Source organism: Microbacterium sp. BE35 (assembly GCF_031457705.1).
GTDB classification, from domain to species: Bacteria; Actinomycetota; Actinomycetes; order Actinomycetales; family Microbacteriaceae; genus Microbacterium; species Microbacterium trichothecenolyticum.
In genome coordinates this window covers 315,643-336,133 of the sequence record NZ_JAVDXD010000006.1, presented here as the reverse complement: position 1 = coordinate 336,133, position 20,491 = coordinate 315,643, and the positions used below count along the sequence as shown (strand labels likewise).

Annotated in this window: 19 protein-coding genes; 10 read left to right on the top strand and 9 right to left on the bottom strand. The window is 64.5% G+C overall.

All coding sequences use genetic code 11. From position 1 onward, the window contains the following. Positions 1-195 precede the first annotated feature (195 nt). Both J2Y46_RS19315 and J2Y46_RS19310 read left to right on the top strand, forming a co-directional pair. Positions 196-651, top strand: a complete 456-nt coding sequence (locus J2Y46_RS19315; protein WP_056369975.1) for an SRPBCC family protein — start codon at positions 196-198, stop codon at positions 649-651. A 27-nt stretch (positions 652-678) separates the two neighbouring features. Then, positions 679-1,407, top strand: a complete 729-nt coding sequence (locus J2Y46_RS19310) for a DUF72 domain-containing protein (protein ID WP_310244641.1) — start codon at positions 679-681, stop codon at positions 1,405-1,407. A 173-nt stretch (positions 1,408-1,580) separates the two neighbouring features. On the opposite strand, the gene J2Y46_RS19305 is transcribed toward J2Y46_RS19310, so the two are convergent. After that, entirely contained in the window at positions 1,581-1,706 is a 126-nt protein-coding gene (locus tag J2Y46_RS19305; protein WP_268776129.1) for a hypothetical protein, read from the bottom strand. 452 nt (positions 1,707-2,158) lie between these two features. Between J2Y46_RS19305 and J2Y46_RS19300 the strand changes: the two genes are divergently transcribed. After that, positions 2,159-2,737 (top strand): DUF998 domain-containing protein, encoded by a 579-nt coding sequence (locus J2Y46_RS19300; RefSeq protein WP_310244639.1) that lies wholly within the window; start codon positions 2,159-2,161, stop codon positions 2,735-2,737. A 717-nt stretch (positions 2,738-3,454) separates the two neighbouring features. Here J2Y46_RS19300 and J2Y46_RS19295 read toward each other — a convergent pair. Beyond that, positions 3,455-4,069: a hypothetical protein gene (locus J2Y46_RS19295; RefSeq protein ID WP_310244638.1), complete on the bottom strand. Its 615-nt coding sequence runs from the start codon at positions 4,067-4,069 to the stop codon at positions 3,455-3,457. A 116-nt stretch (positions 4,070-4,185) separates the two neighbouring features. Between J2Y46_RS19295 and J2Y46_RS19290 the strand changes: the two genes are divergently transcribed. The 3 genes from J2Y46_RS19290 (at position 4,186) to J2Y46_RS19280 (ending at position 6,890) form a co-directional block, all read left to right on the top strand. Next, on the top strand, positions 4,186-4,365 hold the full coding sequence (locus tag J2Y46_RS19290; RefSeq protein ID WP_310244636.1) for a helix-turn-helix domain-containing protein: 180 nt from the start codon (positions 4,186-4,188) through the stop codon (positions 4,363-4,365). A gap of 147 nt (positions 4,366-4,512) precedes the next feature. Beyond that, positions 4,513-5,511, top strand: coding sequence for an HNH endonuclease (locus J2Y46_RS19285; RefSeq protein WP_310244634.1), 999 nt, complete (start codon positions 4,513-4,515; stop codon positions 5,509-5,511). 38 nt (positions 5,512-5,549) lie between these two features. Continuing rightward, positions 5,550-6,890, top strand: a complete 1,341-nt coding sequence (locus tag J2Y46_RS19280; RefSeq protein WP_310244632.1) for a hypothetical protein — start codon at positions 5,550-5,552, stop codon at positions 6,888-6,890. 240 nt (positions 6,891-7,130) lie between these two features. On the opposite strand, the gene J2Y46_RS19275 is transcribed toward J2Y46_RS19280, so the two are convergent. Both J2Y46_RS19275 and J2Y46_RS19270 read right to left on the bottom strand, forming a co-directional pair. Beyond that, entirely contained in the window at positions 7,131-8,345 is a 1,215-nt protein-coding gene (locus J2Y46_RS19275) for a hypothetical protein (RefSeq protein ID WP_310244630.1), read from the bottom strand. A 27-nt stretch (positions 8,346-8,372) separates the two neighbouring features. Then, entirely contained in the window at positions 8,373-9,794 is a 1,422-nt protein-coding gene (locus tag J2Y46_RS19270; protein ID WP_310244628.1) for an LA2681 family HEPN domain-containing protein, read from the bottom strand. Between the two features lie 417 nt (positions 9,795-10,211). Between J2Y46_RS19270 and J2Y46_RS19265 the strand changes: the two genes are divergently transcribed. Then, on the top strand, positions 10,212-11,522 hold the full coding sequence (locus tag J2Y46_RS19265; RefSeq protein ID WP_310244625.1) for an ATP-binding protein: 1,311 nt from the start codon (positions 10,212-10,214) through the stop codon (positions 11,520-11,522). 223 nt (positions 11,523-11,745) lie between these two features. Here the strand turns inward: J2Y46_RS19265 and J2Y46_RS19260 are convergent, their stop codons facing one another. Further along, entirely contained in the window at positions 11,746-12,714 is a 969-nt protein-coding gene (locus J2Y46_RS19260; protein ID WP_310244623.1) for a G5 domain-containing protein, read from the bottom strand. A 181-nt stretch (positions 12,715-12,895) separates the two neighbouring features. On the opposite strand from J2Y46_RS19260, the gene J2Y46_RS19255 reads away from it, so the two are divergent. Continuing rightward, positions 12,896-13,708 (top strand): nuclease-related domain-containing protein, encoded by an 813-nt coding sequence (locus J2Y46_RS19255; protein ID WP_310244622.1) that lies wholly within the window; start codon positions 12,896-12,898, stop codon positions 13,706-13,708. Positions 13,709-13,965: 257 nt separating this feature from the next. Here the strand turns inward: J2Y46_RS19255 and J2Y46_RS19250 are convergent, their stop codons facing one another. Then, positions 13,966-14,154, bottom strand: coding sequence for a hypothetical protein (locus J2Y46_RS19250; RefSeq protein WP_310244620.1), 189 nt, complete (start codon positions 14,152-14,154; stop codon positions 13,966-13,968). Between the two features lie 57 nt (positions 14,155-14,211). Between J2Y46_RS19250 and J2Y46_RS19245 the strand changes: the two genes are divergently transcribed. Then, on the top strand, positions 14,212-15,057 hold the full coding sequence (locus J2Y46_RS19245) for a hypothetical protein (protein WP_310244618.1): 846 nt from the start codon (positions 14,212-14,214) through the stop codon (positions 15,055-15,057). 282 nt (positions 15,058-15,339) lie between these two features. Here the strand turns inward: J2Y46_RS19245 and J2Y46_RS19240 are convergent, their stop codons facing one another. Beyond that, positions 15,340-18,081, bottom strand: a complete 2,742-nt coding sequence (locus J2Y46_RS19240) for an AAA family ATPase (RefSeq protein WP_310244616.1) — start codon at positions 18,079-18,081, stop codon at positions 15,340-15,342. 198 nt (positions 18,082-18,279) lie between these two features. On the opposite strand from J2Y46_RS19240, the gene J2Y46_RS19235 reads away from it, so the two are divergent. Next, a complete protein-coding gene (locus J2Y46_RS19235; RefSeq protein WP_310244614.1) occupies positions 18,280-18,744 on the top strand; it encodes a very short patch repair endonuclease in 465 nt (154 codons plus the stop codon). A gap of 155 nt (positions 18,745-18,899) precedes the next feature. On the opposite strand, the gene J2Y46_RS19230 is transcribed toward J2Y46_RS19235, so the two are convergent. Both J2Y46_RS19230 and J2Y46_RS19225 read right to left on the bottom strand, forming a co-directional pair. Next, positions 18,900-19,646 (bottom strand): hypothetical protein, encoded by a 747-nt coding sequence (locus J2Y46_RS19230; RefSeq protein WP_310244611.1) that lies wholly within the window; start codon positions 19,644-19,646, stop codon positions 18,900-18,902. Then, entirely contained in the window at positions 19,643-20,434 is a 792-nt protein-coding gene (locus J2Y46_RS19225) for a hypothetical protein (RefSeq protein ID WP_310244608.1), read from the bottom strand. The genes J2Y46_RS19230 and J2Y46_RS19225 overlap by 4 nt, the downstream gene beginning before the upstream one ends. Positions 20,435-20,491 lie beyond the last annotated feature (57 nt).

The window sequence follows — 20,491 nt, the reverse complement described above, 5'->3', positions numbered from 1 at the left end:
GTCGGACTGCGGTTCGGGCTCGGAGATCGCCATGCTTCACCCTCGCAACCGCCACCCAAAATGTGCAGGGGGAAGCGGTAGAGACGCGAGTGTGATAGCTGTCGCTCCACGACGTCCTTGTCAACCCCTGAGCACGGCCGAGCACGGTCCTGCCTAATAGGAGAACAGGATCCGACATCCAGCGAGGAGTACCCCATCGTGCAGATCATCGAGACGATCGACGTGGACGTTCCCGTCCGCACCGCCTATAACCAGTGGACCCAGTTCGAGACCTTCCCGAAGTTCCTCGACGAGGTCGAATCGATCACACAGACCAATGACACTCTGACCCACTGGACAGTGAAGGTGGGCGGCTTCACGCGCGAGTTCGATGCAGAGATCACGGAGCAGCACCCGGATGAGCGGGTCGCATGGACCAGCAAGGGCGGAGACACCGAACACGCCGGAGTGGTCACATTCCACAAGCTCACGGACACGACCAGTCGTGTCACCGTGCAGCTGGACTGGGCGCCCGAGGGCCTGGTCGAGAAACTGGGCGCCCTGGTGGGCGCGGGGGGCCATGCGGTGAAGAAGGATCTGAAGAACTTCAAGGAATTCATCGAGGCGCAGGGCAGCGCGAGCGGTGCGTGGCGCGGCGACGTCGACGCTTAGGCGACGACGCCCTTCAGCGGGCGTGCGATGACCATCCGGATCGGGACGTCCGGCTGGAGTTACGACCACTGGGAGGGCGTGCTCTATCCGGTCGGTCTTGCTTCCGGAGCGCGGCTCTGCACGTACGCGTCCGCGTTCGACACCGTGGAGCTCAACGCGAGTTTCTACCGCTGGCCGCCAGTCGGCGGCTTCCGCAGCTGGCGGCAACGGCTTCCTGACGGTTTCGCCATGTCGGTCAAGGCGCCCCGCGGCCTCACCCACGCGAAGAAGCTCTATTCCCCCGAGGTGTGGGTGCAGCGGATGTCGGAGGGCTGGCATGAGCTCGGCGACAAGCGGGCTGTGGTGCTGGTCCAGCTGCCGCCGACGCTGCCGCGCGACGACGCACGGTTGCGCCACTTCCTCGAACGAGTGCCCGACTGGATGCGGATCGCGGTGGAGCTGCGTCATCCGACCTGGGAGGTGGAGGAAGTGTTCCGGCTGCTCGAGGATCACGGCGCCGCGTACTGCGTGATGAGCGGTGCGGGCCTGTCGTGCATCCTGCGGGCGACGGCCGACTTCGTCTACATCCGGCTGCACGGCCCGCACCATGACCATCTCTACCGTGGCTATTACTCCGACCAGGATCTGCAGTGGTGGGCGGAGCGCATCCGCGAATGGGATCGTTCGGGTCGGGACGTGTTCGCTTACTTCAACAACGACGGAGAGGGTAACGCCGTCCGCAACGCCCTCACCCTCAAGCGCTTGCTCGGCGTCTAGAGGTCCGGGTTAGACGCTCGCGGGCCTATGAGGGAAGGCGAGGGATGGAGACCAGCCAGGTGGTGCCGGAGCTTAGGATCGGGCAATGCTCGTATCGCGAATGATCGATGCGAAGTTGACCACCGACTGGAGTCGGAAGTGCCGCCCGGCGAGGCGAATGCTGGGTTCGAGAATCACCAGTCTTCGATCACCCCGGCATCGATCATCTCGGCGCGCAGTGCGTCCTCGAAGTCGTCGGCTTGATCACGCAGTTCGTCCTTGTCGAAGCCGTATCGGACGATGGGTCTGATCGTTCTCATCTTCTTGTGCCTCCACGCTGATCCAGCGAATAGATTCTGCTTCTGCGCGTGAGACCGACGATGGGGCTTGACAGCGGCCGGCCTTTCCGCCCCGAGCGCATCGCGTCACGCTCGGCCGTCACGCTGCCCCGGCGACGATGCGATCACCGACACGAAGGCGACCGCCGCCGTCACAGTCGATGACGAGTCCCGCGTTGGAGTTGGCCGCCAGCGCGAGGATCCGCTTCGGCGCGATATTCGTCGGCCTCGCCTTCTGGTCCTGGCACCGACTCGAGGGCGCCGCCTTCTTTCGGACCGCCGGGGATCGGGCGACCACTCACCCTAACGGGGGTGGTCCAGGCGGCTCAGCCGCGGATGGCGAGCTACGGTGGGGATAGAAAGCCGCGCAGGAGGATGCCCGTGGCCGCTACAGGTATGGCTGTCCGATGTTGAGCGCCACGGCCATCGCAGCCATGACTGCGCTCGTCGCCGGCGGCATCACGGCTGGGCTGATCGCGATCCTTCATGTCCTCAAGCCCGAATATGAGCCGTCTTGGCGGATGATCAGCGAGTACTCCGTCGGGCGATACGGGTGGGTCATGCGCCTCGCCTTCGTCACGATGGCCATCAGCCCTGCCGCGACGTGCGTCGCCTTGTGGCCGTTCGGCGGCGCGTGGACGATCGGACTTGCCGCCGTCGCGCTGGGCGCGCTCGGTGCAGCGTTCATCGACGCCGATCCGATCATGACTCCGCGTGCACAGGCCACGCCCGTGGGCAGGGCGCACACGGTCCTGGGCGGTGTGCTGCTGGCCGGCTTTCCGCCCGCGGCGCTGTTCGCAGGGGTTGGGGTGGCGAGCGCGCTCGGATGGGTGCTGGCAGTCGCTTCCGTTGTTCCGTTCGCCGGCCTGGTGTGGTTCCTCGTCGCCGCCGCTCCCGCGCACGGGAGGGGCGGCTCGCCTGGGATCCGAATCGGATGGCCGGACAGGTTCTGCTTTCTCGCCTACCTGGGATGGGTGGTGGTCGCCGCTATCGGTGTTCTGTCCGTCGTGTGATGCAGCAGCGCCGTCGCGAACGCGGGGGCGGCGTCAAGTGCTGCCTCGGCCGACACCTCCGCCGAACCTTCAGTGCCCTGTATGACGACGCACTCGAAGAAGGACTCGCCTCGGGCTTCACCCTCTCCGTCGCGGGGAGGGGATGACCTCGGCGCCACTCGGCCCGTTGTATCGATGGAAATCGAAGCTTCGAAAGCCGGAACGTGACCGGTTGCAATCGCGACGGGCTCGAGGGCTTGAACTACGCGGTCGGCCAGCAGACGGAGGCGGGGCCGCGGGCAATGGGCAGCGTGAACCCGTACGAGACGGCGAATGGCCGGCGCTACTGTGTCCGGCGAATGCCCGGGTCAGGCCTCCTAGCTCCGAAATAAACCCCTGGTCAAGAAGGTAAAGAAGGGTGTTGCCCCTGGAGGGACTCGAACACGTTTTGAGCATTTCGCATAGCAACGCGAAACGACAACTTCCGCGGAATTACGCGGGTGTTCAAGGTCAGGGTGACATCAACCGGCGTCCGAAAACAGCCAGCTACGAATAGGATGCGGCCAAAATGCGGGCACGAATCGTTGTTATGGAGCGGCATTCAGCCCATGCCAGAAGCAGATGCGGCCAAGACTGTATTGAGCTTGGCGTAGCGAGACCGAGTTTGAGCGTTCTGCATAGATTGACGCATTTTGCTTGGCAATGTGCATGAATGCTTGTTGATGCTCTTCAGTGGCATCAACGCCCGAGTGAGGGGCCTGACGGAGAGTCCGGGAGCTGATGCGGGCGCGTCCGCTGCTCTTCGTCGGCGCGCATCCGGTTGTAGGTCTCGCGGGTGATCAGGTCCTCCGCGAGCCCGGCTTCGCGAGCCCGCGCCATCATCCGTGTGGCCGTGCTGACGCTCACGCCGAGCTGGTCCGCGACGAGCTTGAGCGGCGCGATGTTCACCGCAGTGGCGATCCGGTAGAGCCTCACCGCCTCAAGGACGGTCTCGGCGTACTCGCGATTAGATGCATGAGCTTGCACGTCGGCGAGGTACTCGCTCAACGTCATCGACGGCCCCTCGCTGCGCTGCACCGTGACCACCCGCACCGCAGACCGCTGGACGAGCTGGAGCACACTCACCTCCCGCAGCGAGGCGGCGGTGACCTCCTCGCCCTCTCCCGGCCGATCCACTCGGACGGATGCGGCGACCGACCGTCGCAGCTTCTCGTCATAGACGACGTGCACGCGGATCGCACCCAGGTTGCCCGGCTCGCCCGTCGCGAACGCATCCCACCTTGAGGGCATGTGCACGCCGTCGCCGACGTGGATCCGTTCGGGGTCGATCGCTTCAACGATGAGCTCACTCACAACGGCGAGTGTCCCACGATTCGGACGTGGTGAGCAATTGGTGTCGCGCTTTGCTCACGGGGGGAGTACGGTGTGCGCAAGTGATGTCACGCATTGCTCACGGGAAGGAAGAGGTCATGAACAAGACACCGAATTCACTCGCACTGACGATGAAGGATGCCGCCAAGCTCGTCGGCGTCGACTACCGCACCATCAAGCTCGGCATAGAGAGCGGGACGATCCCCACGGTCCAGTTGGGCCCGCGCCGCATGATCCCGCGTGTCCCGCTGCTGCGTGCCTTCGGCATCGACGCCTGATAGCGGACCAGCGGGGGCGCGCTGCCGATGCCCAACGGAGCGCAGGCCTGGCGCGATTCCCATCCGGGCATCGCGCGCGGGCGGGAACTCTGCACGCGTGATGGTAGGCGCGGACGTGGTGCAACAGGTGGCCGCTAGCATCGTGGCGTGCGGATTGTTGTCGGAGTAACTGACAGTCGCTGGGCCGCCTTCTTGCGGGACCGTGCCGCGATCACAGATGTGAACTTCTGGCAGCCTTCCCCACACGGGTTCAAGGCGCTGCCGGAAGGCGGACCCTTCCTATTCAAGACGAAGCGACCCGGTGCTCACCGCGATGTTGACATTCCCGGCTACGCGCTCGTTGGCGGCGGCTTCTTCGAGGAGTACTTCGAGATGCCCGTCAGCGAAGCGTGGGCGATCTGGGGACAAGGAAACGGGGTTGCGACCGAACAGGAACTGCTCGACCGCGTGCGGGCATACCGTTCGAGCAAGCAGTGGGCAGATGATCCCGACCCCACCATTGGCTGCATCATCCTCCGCAACGCGTTCTTCGCACCGCGCGGTGATGAACTCCCGCAACCACCGAACTGGTCGCTCAACAACGTCACCATCGAGGGCTATGAGACGCTCGGCCGAGAACGGAAACCCGACTCGGAGTACGTGCAACAGGCATTTCAGCTGATGCAAGGCAGTGCTCGCGTGGACTACGGCTGGGACACCGACCTTCGCAGCACGGTGATCGAGTGGGACGGGCCGAAGTACGGCGATCCTGTTCTGATCAACCCACGGATGGGGCAAGGCAGGTTCCGCCGCGCGGTCGACGAAGCCTACGACTTTCGCTGCGCAGTGACGAGCAGCAAGACTTACCCGAGCTTGGAGGCCGCGCACATTCGCGACTATGCGCACGATGGCGGTACGCACCAGGTGTCCAATGCTCTCTTGCTCAGGTCCGACGTGCACACCCTCTATGACCGCGGCTACCTCGGCATCGATGCCGATCTCCGCCTGCGGGTCAGTCCAGTGCTCCGCGCACGTGGCTGGAACGGCGTCGAGTTCTACAAGAAGGAGGCCGCCGGGTTCAGGATCCGCGTGCCGGAGAACCCAAAACTCGCGCCCGACCGCGGCGCGCTCGCTTGGCACCACGCGAACCGCTTTCGCGCCGCTTAGCCCGCGAATGTGAACTCTCGAATCCCGGAAGGTGACTGGTGCGTTTCCTCAACCCGATATCGCCAACTCGCTTCGACGTGGTTGCAGGACTGTCCCGCTGGGAAGCGCGCAGTCAGTTCGGCCATGAGGTCGGCTGGTACCAGAGCACCGACGGCTCTGTCTTTGCGGTGCTTGTCTGGAACATCGAGTTGAAGCACCACGTTGCGCTTCTTGGTCGCGATCTCGCCGGTAGATATCGGTGGGTGCACCAAACCCCCGAATCTGCCACGCCGGGCGTCGCCCTCGCGGCGGCCTCCTTGTTCGTCGTAGCTATGCACGCCGCCGGCACGACCGTGTATGAGCAGGGCGACGAAGGAAAGCAGGTCGACCTCTTTACTCCGGTCGTTGCGCCATCAAAGCTCCACGAGCGGTTCAAGCTTCTGAGCGCCGATGAGCACTATGTGGCCGCGCGCGCAGTCGTCGGCTACCTGATGCCGTGGCTGGAGAACCAAGACGGCAACTTCGTCCAGCAGTTTCAGTCAGACGGATTCGATGCACGTATCTGGGAGCTCTACCTGTTCATGATGCTGCGCGAACTGGGTCATCAAGTGTCGTTCCCGATTCCAGCGCCTGACTTCCTCGCGACCGGAGATGACGGACAGTTTCTCGTCGAAGCAACAACGGCGAACCCGGTGCAACCTGGAGCGGAACCAGCGCGCCCGACTACCAAGGCGGAAGCCGACCTATACGTCGAGAACTTTGTCGTTTCTCGCTATTCGAATGTGTTGCTCAAGAAGCTCGAGAAGCGCTATTGGGAGCTTCCGCACGCGGCAGGACTGCCCCTGACGATCGCGGTGCAGGATTTCCACCACCAACTTTCAATGACCTACAGCGGCAACGCCCTACAGGTTTACCTCTACGGACGCAACGTAGACGCCGTCGCCGATGGCACTTTCGTAGTCAGAGAAATCAAAGAGCACGTCTGGGGAACCAAGACCTTTCCTTCCGGCTTCTTCTTCCAGCCTGACGCCGAGAACATCAGTGCTGTGCTATTCAATGCCTCTGGCACGATCTCCAAGTTCAACCGCATCGGCGTAGGGGCGGGGTTCGGTTCCCCAAATGTTGACTTGATCCACTTTGGGCGTCGACGCGATCCGGACGACCCCAGCGGAGGCGTCAACTTTTCCACGCAAGTGACGGAGGGCTACGAAGAGGCATGGACGGATGGCCTCAACGTCTTCCATAACCCCCGTGCCAAGCGGCCGCTCGACATGTCCCTCATCCCCGGCGCCGCACATCATTTCTGGGATGGCGAGCAGTTCACGGTGCTCTTCCCGAAAGGTCAGCTCGAGTCGAGCATCACGTACAACGTGAGGCGGGTGGAGCCGCCAGTCCCCTAGGCCGTGTTGATTGAGAGGATGGAGCGCCAGGCCACTCGGCCCACTGCCCGGGAACGCTCCGCAAGATTGATTCCGCGACCTTGAGCCGCTCGGTGATATGCCGTGCTCGCGGGACCCCTATGCGGGCAGTGGCCGTTGACGGAACGTGCGCGCGTGCGCACCAGTCCCCGGGGGAATGACTTTTCCTACGCGCTCAAGTGCCTAGTGGGGGACGGTCGCGATGCGATCGCCGATTGAGCCTCAATCCCAGTTGACGGCCCTGTCGAATGAGTCGTTTGCGTACCCGATATACTCCGAAGCTTTGCCCTCTTTGGTCATGCGGAGCGCATACTCGATCGCTTGTGAGTGAAAGTCGGCCTCCAGGCCAGACCTCAGCCAGTGGAAATAAGGATGGCTCTCGAGTGCCTCGTCGACGTGATTGATTCGTTCGAGGATGTCGTCGACCTCTTCGGCGCTCAGCGGCGCTTGCAAGAGCATGAACTGCGCGCTCGGCTTGCCGTCCTCGCTTACCAAGCTGCGGCGTCCTGGCGCCCATTGCACGACGACTCCATCAGCGGGATGGCCGCCGCCGCCGTGTAGCAGGCGTCCACGGTGGTTCTTGGCGATGTGGTTCAGTGCATGCTTCGCTCGGCTGATCTGACCCGCATGCGGCGCGGGAAAGGCAACGTCGAACTGGTCCGCCCAACCTGCTTTGAGCAACTTCTGCAACGAGAAGACCGGTCGCAGCGCCGCTGGAGAGAATGCCGACAACACGACCAGGGCGTGCTGGACATAAGCGAAGTACGTCGCGATAACAGCGGTGCAGACATAGGCGACTTCTCTTCGATGGGCGGCTTCCGCCATCGCGCGCTCGAGAATTGACAGCAGTGCGTCGTGCGAGTCATCGCGAATGGGGCGGGATTCGGGCACCCCGGCATTGCGCATCTGCCGCAGATGTGCAAGGTGGAAGTCGACCGCTCCACGATATCGAGCGAATTGGTTGACAACGGTCGCACGGTTCTCGCGGAGTTCGCGTTGCACGCGAGGATAGATTGCGCGCTGATAGAGGCTCGTGGCCGCGGCCGTAAGTCGGCGCTCCACCTCCTTACCGAGCTCATCCGCGCCCTCGTCGCGTTCTTCTGAGAGCAGGATGGTCAGCCGGAGTCCGAACTTTCCCCATTGAAGTCGGCAGGTGGTGCGCCGGAAGTCAAACTCACGGATCCAAGCGACCTTCTCGTACGCGGGCTGGTGCCGCGCTCGGGTCACACCGAGAACCATCTCGATGATGTCGGCGACGCTGGCGGCCGATGGGGCGAACCGATATTGGACAGTGGCTGAGTCCGCTTCGAACGACGCGCTGGGGGCAGCAAAACCACGCAACTCTCGATCTCGGATGCCGATGAGGGCCAATGCGAAGGCCTCGTCCTCGTCTGTCAAGGTCGGTACGGCACGGCCGTCGCGCGGCTCCTCAGTCATTCGGATCCTCTCTGGATCAGGCGGGGGTCAGTGCTGATTTGGGAGTGGCAGCGTAGTGAACAACTCGCCATCCGATATTGCATCCTGCTGGTCTTGAACTAGGTCGATGAAGTAGATGAATGCGGCTCGCGCCACGCGGAGCGATTGATGGGCTGCTTGTACCAGAGCATCGGCATCGATGCTGCTGTGCGCGAGCTCCGTAACACCGCTGGGGGCATGATGCGTGAGATGAACCAGACGGTGGGTTCCGGCGTTGCGAAGGGTTTTGGCCTCCGGATAGAGACCCTCTACATCAACATCGAATGAAAGCTCGGCCAGCGCCACCGCTCCGCTGGCTCCCTGTTCCGGAATTGGCAGCCCTGCTCGAAGTTGGGCGCCCTCGCCTTCGCTCCAGTAGTTCGCGAATGTGACCTTCCTCGGTAACACCCCAGTCCCGAAGTGGTCATTTGCAGCAACGGCGATCTTGTCGAGTAAATCGAGTGTCGCCCGCTGGGCGAGGATGAGTTGCGCTGGGGGTTCACCATAGAGAGACATGTCGAGCGTGTCGGCATAGACCCCGGTGTCGGTGGGGTGCTGAGCATACGGTGACTCACCGAGGAGTCGTTCGCCCTCGTACGCAAGCCGCCGGGCCACGAGGTACTCCGCTTTGAGGACATTCATGGATGTGAAGATCGGCGGCGGATCCGGCTCGCCGATCGGAACCGTGACCGCTTCAACCATCGCGCTGTCCCATCGCGGCTCGTCCGACCCCAATCCCTCGACCGCGACTGTCAGCGCGAGGCGGTGGTCCTTGATCCACTGCTGGTACGCGTCGAGAGGGTCGCCATCGTGAGATGTATGTCCCGTGCTGCCCGAAGGTGGGAGTGCATCCCAGCGCCGAGCCACCTCTTCGCCGGCGAGTTCCACCGTGCGGGCTCTGTGTCGTCGGGCTTGCTCTCTGTACCGGTCGTAGACGGCCGCGTAGTGCCCGCTCAGGCCCCGCTTGCGGGCAGCGCGAACCCTGAGAAGTTCTGCTGCGTTGCCCGCCGCGTTCCCGTTCGTCGGATCCGCTGCAAGGGCGTCGACATATGCCTGGTACGCCTCAAGCCATCGGCCGGAGTGGTCGAGTGTGTTCCCCAGGTTGCAGAGCGCGCGACCGCGTACGTCTGCTGGCTCGTCCGAATGCCCGGCAGCGGCGAACAGCGTACGGGTAGCACGGAGTCGATCGCGATCGCGAAGCCCGAAGACCCCGCGGGGCTGCGTCGGTTCGTTACCACGCCACTCGGCCAAGTCGAGGTGATGGAGCGCGGAGAGTCCGTTCGCCACGTTGTACTTGAGTTGGCCATCGAGTTCGTGGACCAGCCCGCGGTCGAGAGCATCGCGCGCGCACTGGATGCCCGCAGCGACTGCGTCCTGGTTCGCACGCAACGCGCCAAGGTTGATCAGCAGTGATGAACAGCTGAACTTCAACTGTGACCATTGGACCCCGCTAAGATGACCTGACGCCAGCGCGTCATCAATGTCTTCCGAGAACGCGGTCAGTTGCGCGATGGTGCCCCTGTGGCCTGCGGACGCCGACCTCGCGAGAGTGTCTCGACGCTGCGCCCATGTCCGAGGTACTTGTTTCGGCATCGCGATCCCCTGTCGTCGTCCCGTCACACTACTGGCACACTCCAACAACAGCCGTAGCCGCCACCGAGGGCGCTTCAGTGTCGCCCGGTGGGACCATCAACCGCTGGGGTCGTCCAAGCAGCGCGGTCATGATCCCAATCCGGGCGGCGAACGAAGTTGTGCGTTTGCCCCGCACTAAGCACGAGGTTAACGCTGCCCACGGGCCGTCCGGTACGCAGCCGTCGGTACCCTTGGGCGCAGCGGTGTAGAGGTTGCGTGATCGTGGGCGAAAGGCTGACCGTGCTCGACAATGAACAGCTCGCGGCTATCATCGAGGTCGGCTACGAACAGCGCAGTGTCGAGTTCAAGAGCGCAGGCGACCGCACCGATCGGTCCTTCCTTGCAAACGTCGCGCGTGCTGTCCTCGCGCTCGCGAATCAACGCGATGGCGGGCACGTGATCATCGGGCTCAGCGAGGCGGGAATCGACGCAGCCGAGTCTGGACTCACGAACGATCAACTTCGGCAGTGGCTCTCGTTTGACGACGTGTCGGATCAGATCAACTCCTACGCAGATCCGCCGGTCCGGATTCAGCTCGGTCAAGGCCGGTTGCCAAACGGCCGTCTCGTCGCGATCATCGAGGTCGCGGAGTTTTCCGAGATCCCGATCCTCAGCAAGAAGGACTACCCCCAGCGCATCGCTGCGAAGCAGCTCTACACCCGCTCAATGGCAAAGCCGGAGAGCTCCGCCTCGTTGACGCAGAACGAATTGCGCGAAGTTATCGCTCTTGCCACCGAGAAGCAACTTGCTCGTTTTCTGGAGACGGCGCAGCGCGCCGGAATCCAGCTCGGCCAAGGGGAAGTAGCCGCCGCCCGCGACCAATTCGCCGCCCAGATACAACACGCCCGCGACGACGGATTCCACCTCGACCCGGCGCTGCCGCAGATCGTGACCACCATCCACCCCGAGATGTTCGACCCACGTCGCGTACCGTTCACTGAGCTGCTTCCGGCCGTGCAAAATGCCACCGTTCGCCGACGTGGCTGGCCTTTCCCGTGGGTCCAGCAACCGACGAGCGGACGGGACTGGGCGGGCGAACAGATCACCACCATGCACCCGGAGTCATGGCAGTTTTACGAGAGTGGTCAGTTCTTCGACTGCCGCGCTATCGAGCAATTCGGCCCAGACCCCGATGGTTTCCTCGATGACCGGCAACCGATCGATGGCTACCTTCCAGTCTGGATGCCGCTTCTCCACTTCACCGAGGCGATCGAATTCGCGGGTCGACTGCAGCGGGCGCAGTTCGATGGCGAGCGCATCCGCGTCGAACTCGCACTCCACAACATCCGGAGGTTTGTGCTCGTGGCTGCGCACGGAGGCCGAGCGGGTCTCCACGGCACCTACACCTACAACGACGAGGCCTGGGACTACGAGATCTACCTCTCCGCGGAAGAAGGACTCACGGGCCCGCGAGAACTCGCCGTCGATGCAGCTTTGGACCTCCTCCAGCGATTCAACTGGAGGGGCGTGACGCGAGAGTTGCTGCAAGATCTCCAGGCCGAGGTCTTCGGACCAGAGCAGTCTTAGGTGGCGGCCTCTCAGACACTTGCGACGGCGTCGGCGCATCTCCAATTGCGGAGTTAGATCATTCGTTGCGGACGGAGTGGAAGGGGCCGCGTGCATGTCGAATCCCTATTCGGGCACTGCGCGGATGAGGAGGCTCGCGAGCGCTCTTGAATATCAGCGATGGGCATCACCAACCAGCGACGAGCGGAATGGGCACCACCCAACGACCGTGGCGGTGTTCGGCTTAGTAGGGTTCGCAGGCGTACCCGTCACCGTCGCGGTCGAGGTCGTAGATGTCGCGGCCGACGACGCGTGCGATGCCGCTGAAGTAGGAGGGGCCGTTTCCGCTACCGCCGGCGCAGTCGACGTCGCTGTCGACGGGGACGCAGGCATCGGCGTAGTTGGAGTCGCAGTTGCCGGCTGGCGCCGCGGGGGCCGGGGCGGGTGGTGGGGGTGGTGCGACGTACGTCCCGTTCGCGATCACCTGGGTGACCGGCTGCGTCGTGACGACTTCCGAGACGAGCTCCCGGCTGACCTCCTGCCCATCGAGCAGGTGAACGCGGTAGGTCAGCGTCTTCTCGCCGTTCTGCCCGGGGGTGCGGATCTGAGTCTGCCCGGCAGGCAGGGCGCCGTCATCGACCCGGGTCTCGGTGAACGGGACCGCCTCGGTGACGAACTCTTCACGCGTGCTCGCCACCGGAGTGGGTGTCGGCGTCGGGGTCGCGTGTGACGTGCTTGACCCGTCGGACTCGTGCGCTTTGCTCGGCGATGCCGCGGCGAAATGGGCCGCCTCCGTGTTGGACCCAGTGCCGGCTTTCGGAAGTACCGCAGCGCTCACGCTTCCGGTGACCAACAGCACCGCGGCGGCTGAGGCCGTAACCGCGATGGCGGCTTTGCGGGAGTTCAGGCGCAGCCAGGTGCGGGTGCCCTTCGCCAGCGCCACGATGCCGGTGATAAGGATGACCAACGCGATCACGGCGACAACCGGCGACAGCAAGATGACGGGAATCAGCGCGATCGCGCCGATGAGGACCCACGCCCAGACCGGCATCCGCCGGGAAGAGCGTCCCGTGGTCGGCGCGACCGGAGGCAACGGCTCGACCCAGATGGTGCCGTTGCTGGTGACGTGAGCGCCCCAGGCGTTACCGTCCCACCAGCGTTGCCGGCCGGCGTTGACCGGATCGGGATACCACCCAGGCGGCTGCATCGTCATTGAATCTCCCCAGAATCTCTCCGACCCTAGCCGTCGCCGCGCCACCACCAAGACCCAATGTCGCCAATACGAACCGGCATTGGGCAAACCTGACCGGACCTTGAGGATCGCCCCCCCGGGCCTGCGCTCGTGTATCAAAGAGACAGCGACTCGGTGGGTTGTGGCTGGTACGGTCGGCGTCGTGACGCTGGAACTGGGGCCAGACGACAAGCGCATGCGGCTGCGGTACGCCGGCACCTGCCATCTGTGCGGGACACCGCTCGATGCGGGAACGGACGCCGTCTACGAGCGCGGCACCCGCACCGTGCGCTGCGTACAGTGCCCATGTACGGCCGAGACGACCGAACCGGAAACGGGGACCGCCGGAGCCTCCGCTCGCCGCGAGTACCAACGCCGTAAGCAGAACCGGGAACAGCGTATCCGCACCGCGCACCCCAAGCTCGGTGGGCTCATCCTGGCCCTCTCCGACGACCCGCAGAGCACCCAGGCATGGGCGCAGGGAGCCATCGGCGAGGAACTCCTCGCCCAACGCCTCACCGATCTGCCCGACACTTTCCGGACGCTGCACGACCGACGCATACCCGGCACTCGTGCGAACATCGACCACATCGTCGTGGGGCCCACCGGTGTGTGGGTGATCGACGCGAAACGCTACAAGAACAAACGCCCCGCGCTCCACGTAGAAGGTGGCCTCATTCGGCCTCGCACCGAGCACCTCCGGATCGGCGGCCGCGACGGCACCAAACTCATCGCAGGGGTGCGGGCCCAGGCCGAGTGTGTCACCGCAGCCGCCGGCGACGAAGCCTCTCCCGTCTTTGGTGTGCTGTGCTTCCTCGAAGCGGACTGGCCCCTCATCGGTGGCTCGTTCACCGTCGATAGCATCCACGTGCTAGGGCCCAGGCTCCTCATCAAACGGATGACCGGGGCCGCTTCGCGGAACATCAATGTCGGCACCCTCCACTCCCGTCTCGGGAAGGCGTTCCCCGCCGCGTGACGGACCGCGGTCAGGAATCGGAAGCGAGCAGGCCCGCCCTTCTCTCAGACGCAGCTAGGGGTCGACGTCGCAGATCGGTCGCACTGCTAGGTCTGGAGATCGAGAAGGCGTTGAGTTTCGGCACGCCACTCACGGTCCAGCGAAGGTGTCATCAGCACTCTTGCTTCCCGCCTTGGTGGGATGCGCTCCCCTCCCGGGTGATCGCTACGCATCGGACGCCCATTCAGAGCGGCCCTGTGGGAGCGGGCATCGTTGTGTCAGTGGTCGTAGACGATCACGATGTCTGTGCCGGCAGTGATGTGCAGTTGGTAGTGATGGCGTTCCTGGCTGTAGGCCAGCCATCCGCCGCCCGCATCGATGTGCTCTCGCACTGCCTGATCAAAGTGACTCACATCACCAGACAGGATTTCAAGCTTCACGCCGCCGACCCAGACCTGATTCGCCATGAGCACACCACATCGACGCGGCAGGGGAAACCGCTCGTGTCTCGATAGCCTGGGCGGGTGATTGAACAGCCGCAGTGGAGACCTGTCGTCCGGACGGGTCGAGAAGATGTGCTGACAGAAGATTTTCCCGTCTACCTGCGCGAGGCCATCTATCCCTGGCTGTCGGAGCGGGCAGGCATTGACGGCGGCTGGGCCAAGGCAGATTTCTTCGTCGATTTTCAGAACGCGGTGAAAACTGACATCGGGTTCAGGTCTGGCGGATATCACAAGTGGCGTGACGCGGTTCTGCCTCAGTTGAGGGGCGTTAACGATGCCGTGTTCACCAATCTCGTTCACTATGGTCTCAGCAGGCACTATGTCTCCCAGAGCACCAAGAAGCTACCCCTCGAAGACGTGCTCAGCGACGGCGGGTCAGCGTGGACGGTGGTCCGCGCAGGAACCTACGCCGCCCTGACGCAACGCGTGCCCAACGGCGTGAGGGAAGCGATGGCTGGTGTGCTTTCAGCCACCGACGTGGCATCACGCAAAATTCAGGAAGCGTGGTCAGACGCGTACGGAGTGAACCCGCGCCCGTCGGTAGCCTTCGGCCACGCTGTCGTCGCGGTGGAGACTGCCGCGCTAACCGTGATCCCAACTTCGGTGCCGGAACCCACACTCGCCAACCTGTTCTCGATTCTCGAAGCAGACAACGCCAAGTGGACGCTGGTGTTTCGCGACAGCGAGAAGGCTCCGGGTGCGAGGACCCTTGCGGCGATGTTGCGTACCCTCTGGCGCGGGCACGAGAGCAGGCATGGGAGGCCGGACTACGCGGACGCCACCCTCGAAGAAGCCAGGGCAGCTGTCATCCTCGCCGCGACTCTCGTGCAGTGGTTCACCACGGGAGTCGTGCGACCAACGCGGTAACGCACGTGAGACGCAGCTCGGGCGCTACCCAATCGACTCAGCGAAGTTCGTGTAGCCCTTCCGGCCGCGAATCCACATCGGGCCGTCTCCGCCCTCCACGTAGATGAACGAAATGACGTTCAGGTCGCGGAGCGCTTCCCGGATCGCAAGCTGTGGCCCTTGAAAGGTCGGTCGCGAGAAACCGGCCCTTGCGATTGCTATTGTCCCGGTTCTCGGTTCCGACCGCGCCTAATAGCAACGGTTTCAGCGCTCCGTCTGCGGGGATCAGATCGTCGAGAACCTCTACAGCCCGATCCCGCGTCCCGCACTCGGCGCCCCGGCCACCCGGCCCGTGGCCATCGCCCCCTCCCCGCTCCGCGCCGCACGTCGCATCTCCGCCTGAGCCGCGCGCAGAGCATCCTGCATCGTCAACTCGGGAGTGCCGCGCTGCATCGACTCCGCGAGGCGCTCGCGGGCCGAGGCGTCTGTCTGCGCCACAACAATCGCGACGTTGCTCAGCCGCCCGCGCGTGAGGCCCACGTAGAGTCCCGCGACATCGACGTCGGGTCCGACCACCGATGCGTCGGCAGTGTCGCCCTGCACGCCGTGCACGGTGGCGGCGTAAGCGAGCTGCAGGTGCTCGCGCGCGTACTCAGTGGACACGTGCGCCACCTCGCCGCTGTCGCTCACGGACACGAGGTCGACGGCCGACTCGCGGATGCCGCGCACGATCCACTGGGCGCGATTCTCGACGCCCGTGAGCCGGTCGTTGCGGCGGGTCTGGACGGTGTCGCCGACGAGGATCCGCTGCTCGCCCATTCCCCACGCGGTGACGCGAATGTCGAGCTCGCCTCTTTCGACTCGCCGCTGCTGGATGGCGTCGTTGATCGCATCCGCCTCAGCATTCGTGCCAGACACCAGCATCACCCGCTTGCCGCGCGCGTGCCAGTCGAAGTACGCGTCGATCATCCGCTCACGCGCCGCGTCGTGATGTTCTACTCGCTCGACGTGACCGTGTTCGGCGAGCTCGCCCGCAACCACCAGCGCACGCTCGCGATCGCCCGTATCCCGGAGCCGCAGTGTGAGCGCCGCGTAGTCGGGATCGCGGAACCTGTGCACCGTGTCGAGCTCGACCGTAGCGTTCGCGTGCCGGATCGCAGAGCCCATCGCGCCCGCATGTCCGACCGGCAACGCCTGATGCGTGTCACCCACGAACGCCAGCCCGACACGCTGCTCGATCGCGAGCTCGACCAGGACGTTCGCCGTCTGCAAGTCGACCATGCCGGCCTCGTCGACGACGATCCGATCGCGAGAACGCAACACGTACTGGGTCGGTCCGCCGTAGACGGCGCCCGTGCCGGGGTCGACTTCTCCCACCCGAAGCCTGGTCCACACCTGCGCGCCCGCCTCGTCGGTGCCCCATCGGTAGCCATGGTTCAGTAGCAGAGCATGAATGCTGGCTGCCGCGGCCCCGACCTCGCGCGACGCCACCGACGCAGCCTTCCGGGTGGGGGCGACGACGAGCATCCGCCGCCGTTGCGACGTGAGCGCCGCGCACGCCGCGCGCAGCATCGTCGTCTTTCCCGCGCCCGCGGGGCCGGTCACCGTCACGAGCCCGTCCGTGCCGGCGATGGCGCGCGCGGCAACGCCTTGTGAGGCATCCAATATCGACAGATCCGCGTTCGGGGCGAGCCGGAGCAACTCGCCCGGCAGCAGGGAGCGTCCCGGGCGGGCGAGCGCGTCCAGGAGGCCGGCGAGGCGCACCTTGGCGCGCACGGTCTCGGTGGCCATGAACGCCTTCACGTGCGCCGGCGTATCCGCCGCGACCAGGCGGTACACAGCACGCATGGCCCGCGACGTGATCTCGGCGATCACGTCGTCGAGCCGGTCGCGCTCCACGACGACGCCCGTGCGCGAGAGGGCGCGTATCGCTCCCGCGCGGATGTCGAAGAGGCTGAACCTCCCGCCGCACGAGGTGGACCGTTCGTCCGCGTCGACGACCGCCTGTGCAGCGAGCAGGTCCAGGTCGACGGCATCCAGATCGATCGCGGCGACGGGAATGGGTGCGCGCGGGGCGGTCAGGCTCGGATCGATCACTGCGAGCTCGTCGCGGACGCGCGCCTCCCACGACGCCTCGTCGAGATCGACCGGCTTGTTCGGACGCGCCACCGCCCACGCTCGGCGATCGATCTGCTGCAGCACCTCCACGCTCGGCGCAGATCCTCCGTGCGCCGCCGACCACTCCGCGATCAGGCGCGCGCGGTTGCCTTCGATCTGCGCCGACCGACGCGAGACGGGTCGGACGGCGCCCGCGAGTTCGCCGATCTCGCCGGTGTCGTCGAGCGCGTATCCGTGCGGGGCGAGCGCGGCGATCCAGGCGGGATCGGTGCGGGCGGCAAGCTCGCCTTCGGCGTTGACGACGGTGTGCAGCTTCATCGCGACGCGCGAGTCGAGGTTCGACCACTTGCCGTCCGCGCCGAGCACCTTGATGTTCAGCCAGAGGTGCCGGTGGATGTGCGGGTCGAACGCGCGCGAGCGCCGATGCTGCAGCTCGACCACCTCGATGCGGGTGATCTCTTCGCGGATGAGCCCGCCGTGCCCGCGCCGCGCATTGAGCTCCGTCTGCCACGTGAGCAGGATGCGGTCACGCAGACGGTCCTGCAGCGCTTCGAACTCGGCGGCGAGTTCGGGATGCAGCAGCGCGGCGATGCTGTACGACTTCGGGTGGTTGAGCGTTCCGTCGAGCAGCAGGTCGGCGTCGGGGCTCAGCCGCTGATGGCCGCGCTCTTCCCCGGTGACCGGGTCGTGTCCGGTGAGCCAGACGCGGAGCCCGCCGGCCGTGAGCTGGTCCGAGGTGATGACGCCGTTCGCCGCGATGAATCGTGAGACGGTGGAATCGGATGCGGCACTGTACGCTTCGAGCGCGTCAACGCCGGGGGAGCGCTGAAGATGAGCATCGCACGTGCCCTCGAGCGCATAGCCGATGGCCTGTCGAACCCCTCTAGAGTCGACACCCCGCTTCCATCGTTCGAGGCCTCCGCGCATGCCGTCAGGATAGGGTGTTTTTTTCCGGCTATCCAGGCATTTTTATGGCTTGCAGGTAAGTGTGGGAGGGTGCTTCTAAAGGGCGTCAGCCCACCTACGGTGCCTGCGTGCATCGCTGGAGTATTCCCTCGCGTCTCCAGTCTGGAGCGTGGGCTCTGGACCATCGCGACTCTAGGTCTAGTTCCCTAGCTCATCCGAATGGAATTCCCGCACGTCGCGGTCTGGCATGGCTCCGGTCGCGTTAGCGTATGTGCCATGTCCTGGGCCAGTTCGGAACGCACAGCCCGCTCTATGCGGTCCAATCGCGGACGCGACACGGGCCCTGAGCGCGCTGTACGGACCATCCTTCACGCCGAGGGCTTCCGCTACCGCGTCGACTTCGCCCCACTCGGCGGTCGGCGACGCGCAGACATCGTGTTTACCCGACCGCGGGTTGCGATCTTCATCGATGGGTGCTTCTGGCATTGCTGTCCAGCTCATGGCACGCAACCACGTCAAAACGCCGACTACTGGCTACCAAAGCTGCGGCGAAACGTCGAACGCGATCGCGAAACGGATGCGTCGCTCCGAGACGCAGGATGGACCGTCCTTCGCTTCTGGGAGCATGAAGACCCCTCGGAGATCGCCCGGCAGATCAGCGAGACACTTCAAGCAGTGGCATAGGCCAGACGGGACTCTATGCGAGCGAGGCAGAAGACACTGGTGTATCGATGCGGTCCGCGTTCAGAATTTCGGCGGCTAGCTTGCCCGACCACGCCCCCTCTTGACCCGTAGCTGGCCTCACGTGTACCTGCCGCCCATCTGCCGCTAGCGCTTGTTCACTCCTCGTGTATGTCGCGAGAGTCGGGCTCTCGCGGGAGCAGCTCCAGCGACTCACTGATCTGTGTCGCGCAGAGGTCGACTACGGCCGCGTCATCGAGCGCCCGAGGATCGATGAACGCCAGGCGTCGTCGGAGGCGCGCGGCGGCGTCACGGATCAACGGGCGGCGTTGCGCTTCGATACCCTCAGTCGCTGCGATCAGCGCATCCGCAAGTGCGACGGCGAGGCGCGGATCACCGCCAATGATCCTTCGTTCGAGAATCTGGTTGAGGTCACTCTCTGATAGCGCCGCGAGCAGATCCGGTCTCGCCCCAAACACCGTCCCTCGCCACCAAGCGCGCGCCCACGTGTGTCTGGTGAGGTCGGTTGCCACCCACCGTTCACGATTGTCGGGCCGGAATCGCCAACGCGTGACGTCGGGAGCCACGACTAAGGCGACGAACGACCATACGTCGTGCGCGGCAGCCTCGCTCCACGAAAGATCCATCGCTTCGACCATCAGTTGCGCGCTCCGACGATCGAACTCGATCCGTGAACCCCTCAGAGGTGGAACTGGAAAGCCGAACTCGCCTGCGAGGTCGCGGAGCTGCGTACCCAATCGAGCAAGGTCTTCTGGCCGCGCTCGCCTCCCCCCAACCGGGGCGAAGATCTGCCCCGGGTGCTCGGTGGCGGGCGTCAGCGTGTCTGCCTGGTCGAAAAGCCTCTCAGCGATCGGGCGAGGGAGCCGTGGGTAAAGAGTGCTCATATGATCTTCCGGCCGAATCCGCTCGCCCTGGCCGCGCCGATGTATGCGGAATTGATGGCCGCGGGATCGCCTGTGGCCACTGCTTCCCCGACCCTATGCTCGTCTGCAAGGCTCAGGTAGCCCGCGAGGAGTTTGCCGGCGCTTTGCTCCGGCCAATCCTCCGATTCAAGCTCGCCACGTCTAGCGACTGCCTCTGCGATGAGCTGCGCCCCGATGGACGTCTCTAGTTCGCTCAGCAACACTGTGTCGCGCGGATCGGGCTTCGCTGCAGCGAGCGCAGCGCTCAGTTCCTTGTCCCGAGTATTGACTAGCAGTAGAACGCTTCCGAGGACCGGCAGTGCAAGATCGCCGGGAATCTGCAGAACGAAGCTCGCGGCGGGCGAGTACTTCGTTGAAGCGAAATCTACCGCGGCGATCGGAAACATCGGTCCACCGCCTTCAAGAACCAGCGTGTGCTCGTCGCGCGCGAGAACCGAGCCCGCCCACCTAGCTGTCCCGAGGGGACGTGTCTGGTCAGTTGTGCCGACGGATATGGAGGTGATCACCTGAATGGATCCACCCAGTTTCGCCGAAGGTAAAGTGACCCGAACCAACTGGTCCGTCGACAGCGGCTCTCGATAGAGGCACCCCGTCATGTAAGACTGCTGATTGATCCAGCTCACTGATACAACGAGGGGAGTCGGGTCGAACAAACCGGTGGCAGCGCGCAATGCGCCCAGATCACACTGAATTCGTCGTTCGATGCGTACGTCGGTTTCCGCATCCCACCCCTCGAGGTAGGTAGGCAAGGGGTCGGGGTTATCCAAGCCGGAGAGCAGCCACCCGTGAAAGTCGACTGACGCCTC

What these genes read in the sequence shown, in the direction of transcription:
- J2Y46_RS19240 (WP_310244616.1), bottom strand. Translation starts at nt 18,081, where the DNA reads ATGCGCGGAGGCCTCGAACGATGGAAGCGGGGTGTCGACTCTAGAGGG.
- J2Y46_RS19310 (WP_310244641.1), top strand. Translation starts at nt 679, where the DNA reads ATGACCATCCGGATCGGGACGTCCGGCTGGAGTTACGACCACTGGGAG.
- J2Y46_RS19275 (WP_310244630.1), bottom strand. Translation starts at nt 8,345, where the DNA reads ATGACTGAGGAGCCGCGCGACGGCCGTGCCGTACCGACCTTGACAGAC.
- J2Y46_RS19250 (WP_310244620.1), bottom strand. Translation starts at nt 14,154, where the DNA reads ATGGCGAATCAGGTCTGGGTCGGCGGCGTGAAGCTTGAAATCCTGTCT.
- J2Y46_RS19235 (WP_310244614.1), top strand. Translation starts at nt 18,280, where the DNA reads ATGGAATTCCCGCACGTCGCGGTCTGGCATGGCTCCGGTCGCGTTAGC.
- J2Y46_RS19290 (WP_310244636.1), top strand. Translation starts at nt 4,186, where the DNA reads ATGAACAAGACACCGAATTCACTCGCACTGACGATGAAGGATGCCGCC.
- J2Y46_RS19300 (WP_310244639.1), top strand. Translation starts at nt 2,159, where the DNA reads ATGACTGCGCTCGTCGCCGGCGGCATCACGGCTGGGCTGATCGCGATC.
- J2Y46_RS19260 (WP_310244623.1), bottom strand. Translation starts at nt 12,714, where the DNA reads ATGACGATGCAGCCGCCTGGGTGGTATCCCGATCCGGTCAACGCCGGC.
- J2Y46_RS19230 (WP_310244611.1), bottom strand. Translation starts at nt 19,646, where the DNA reads ATGAGCACTCTTTACCCACGGCTCCCTCGCCCGATCGCTGAGAGGCTT.
- J2Y46_RS19305 (WP_268776129.1), bottom strand. Translation starts at nt 1,706, where the DNA reads ATGAGAACGATCAGACCCATCGTCCGATACGGCTTCGACAAGGACGAA.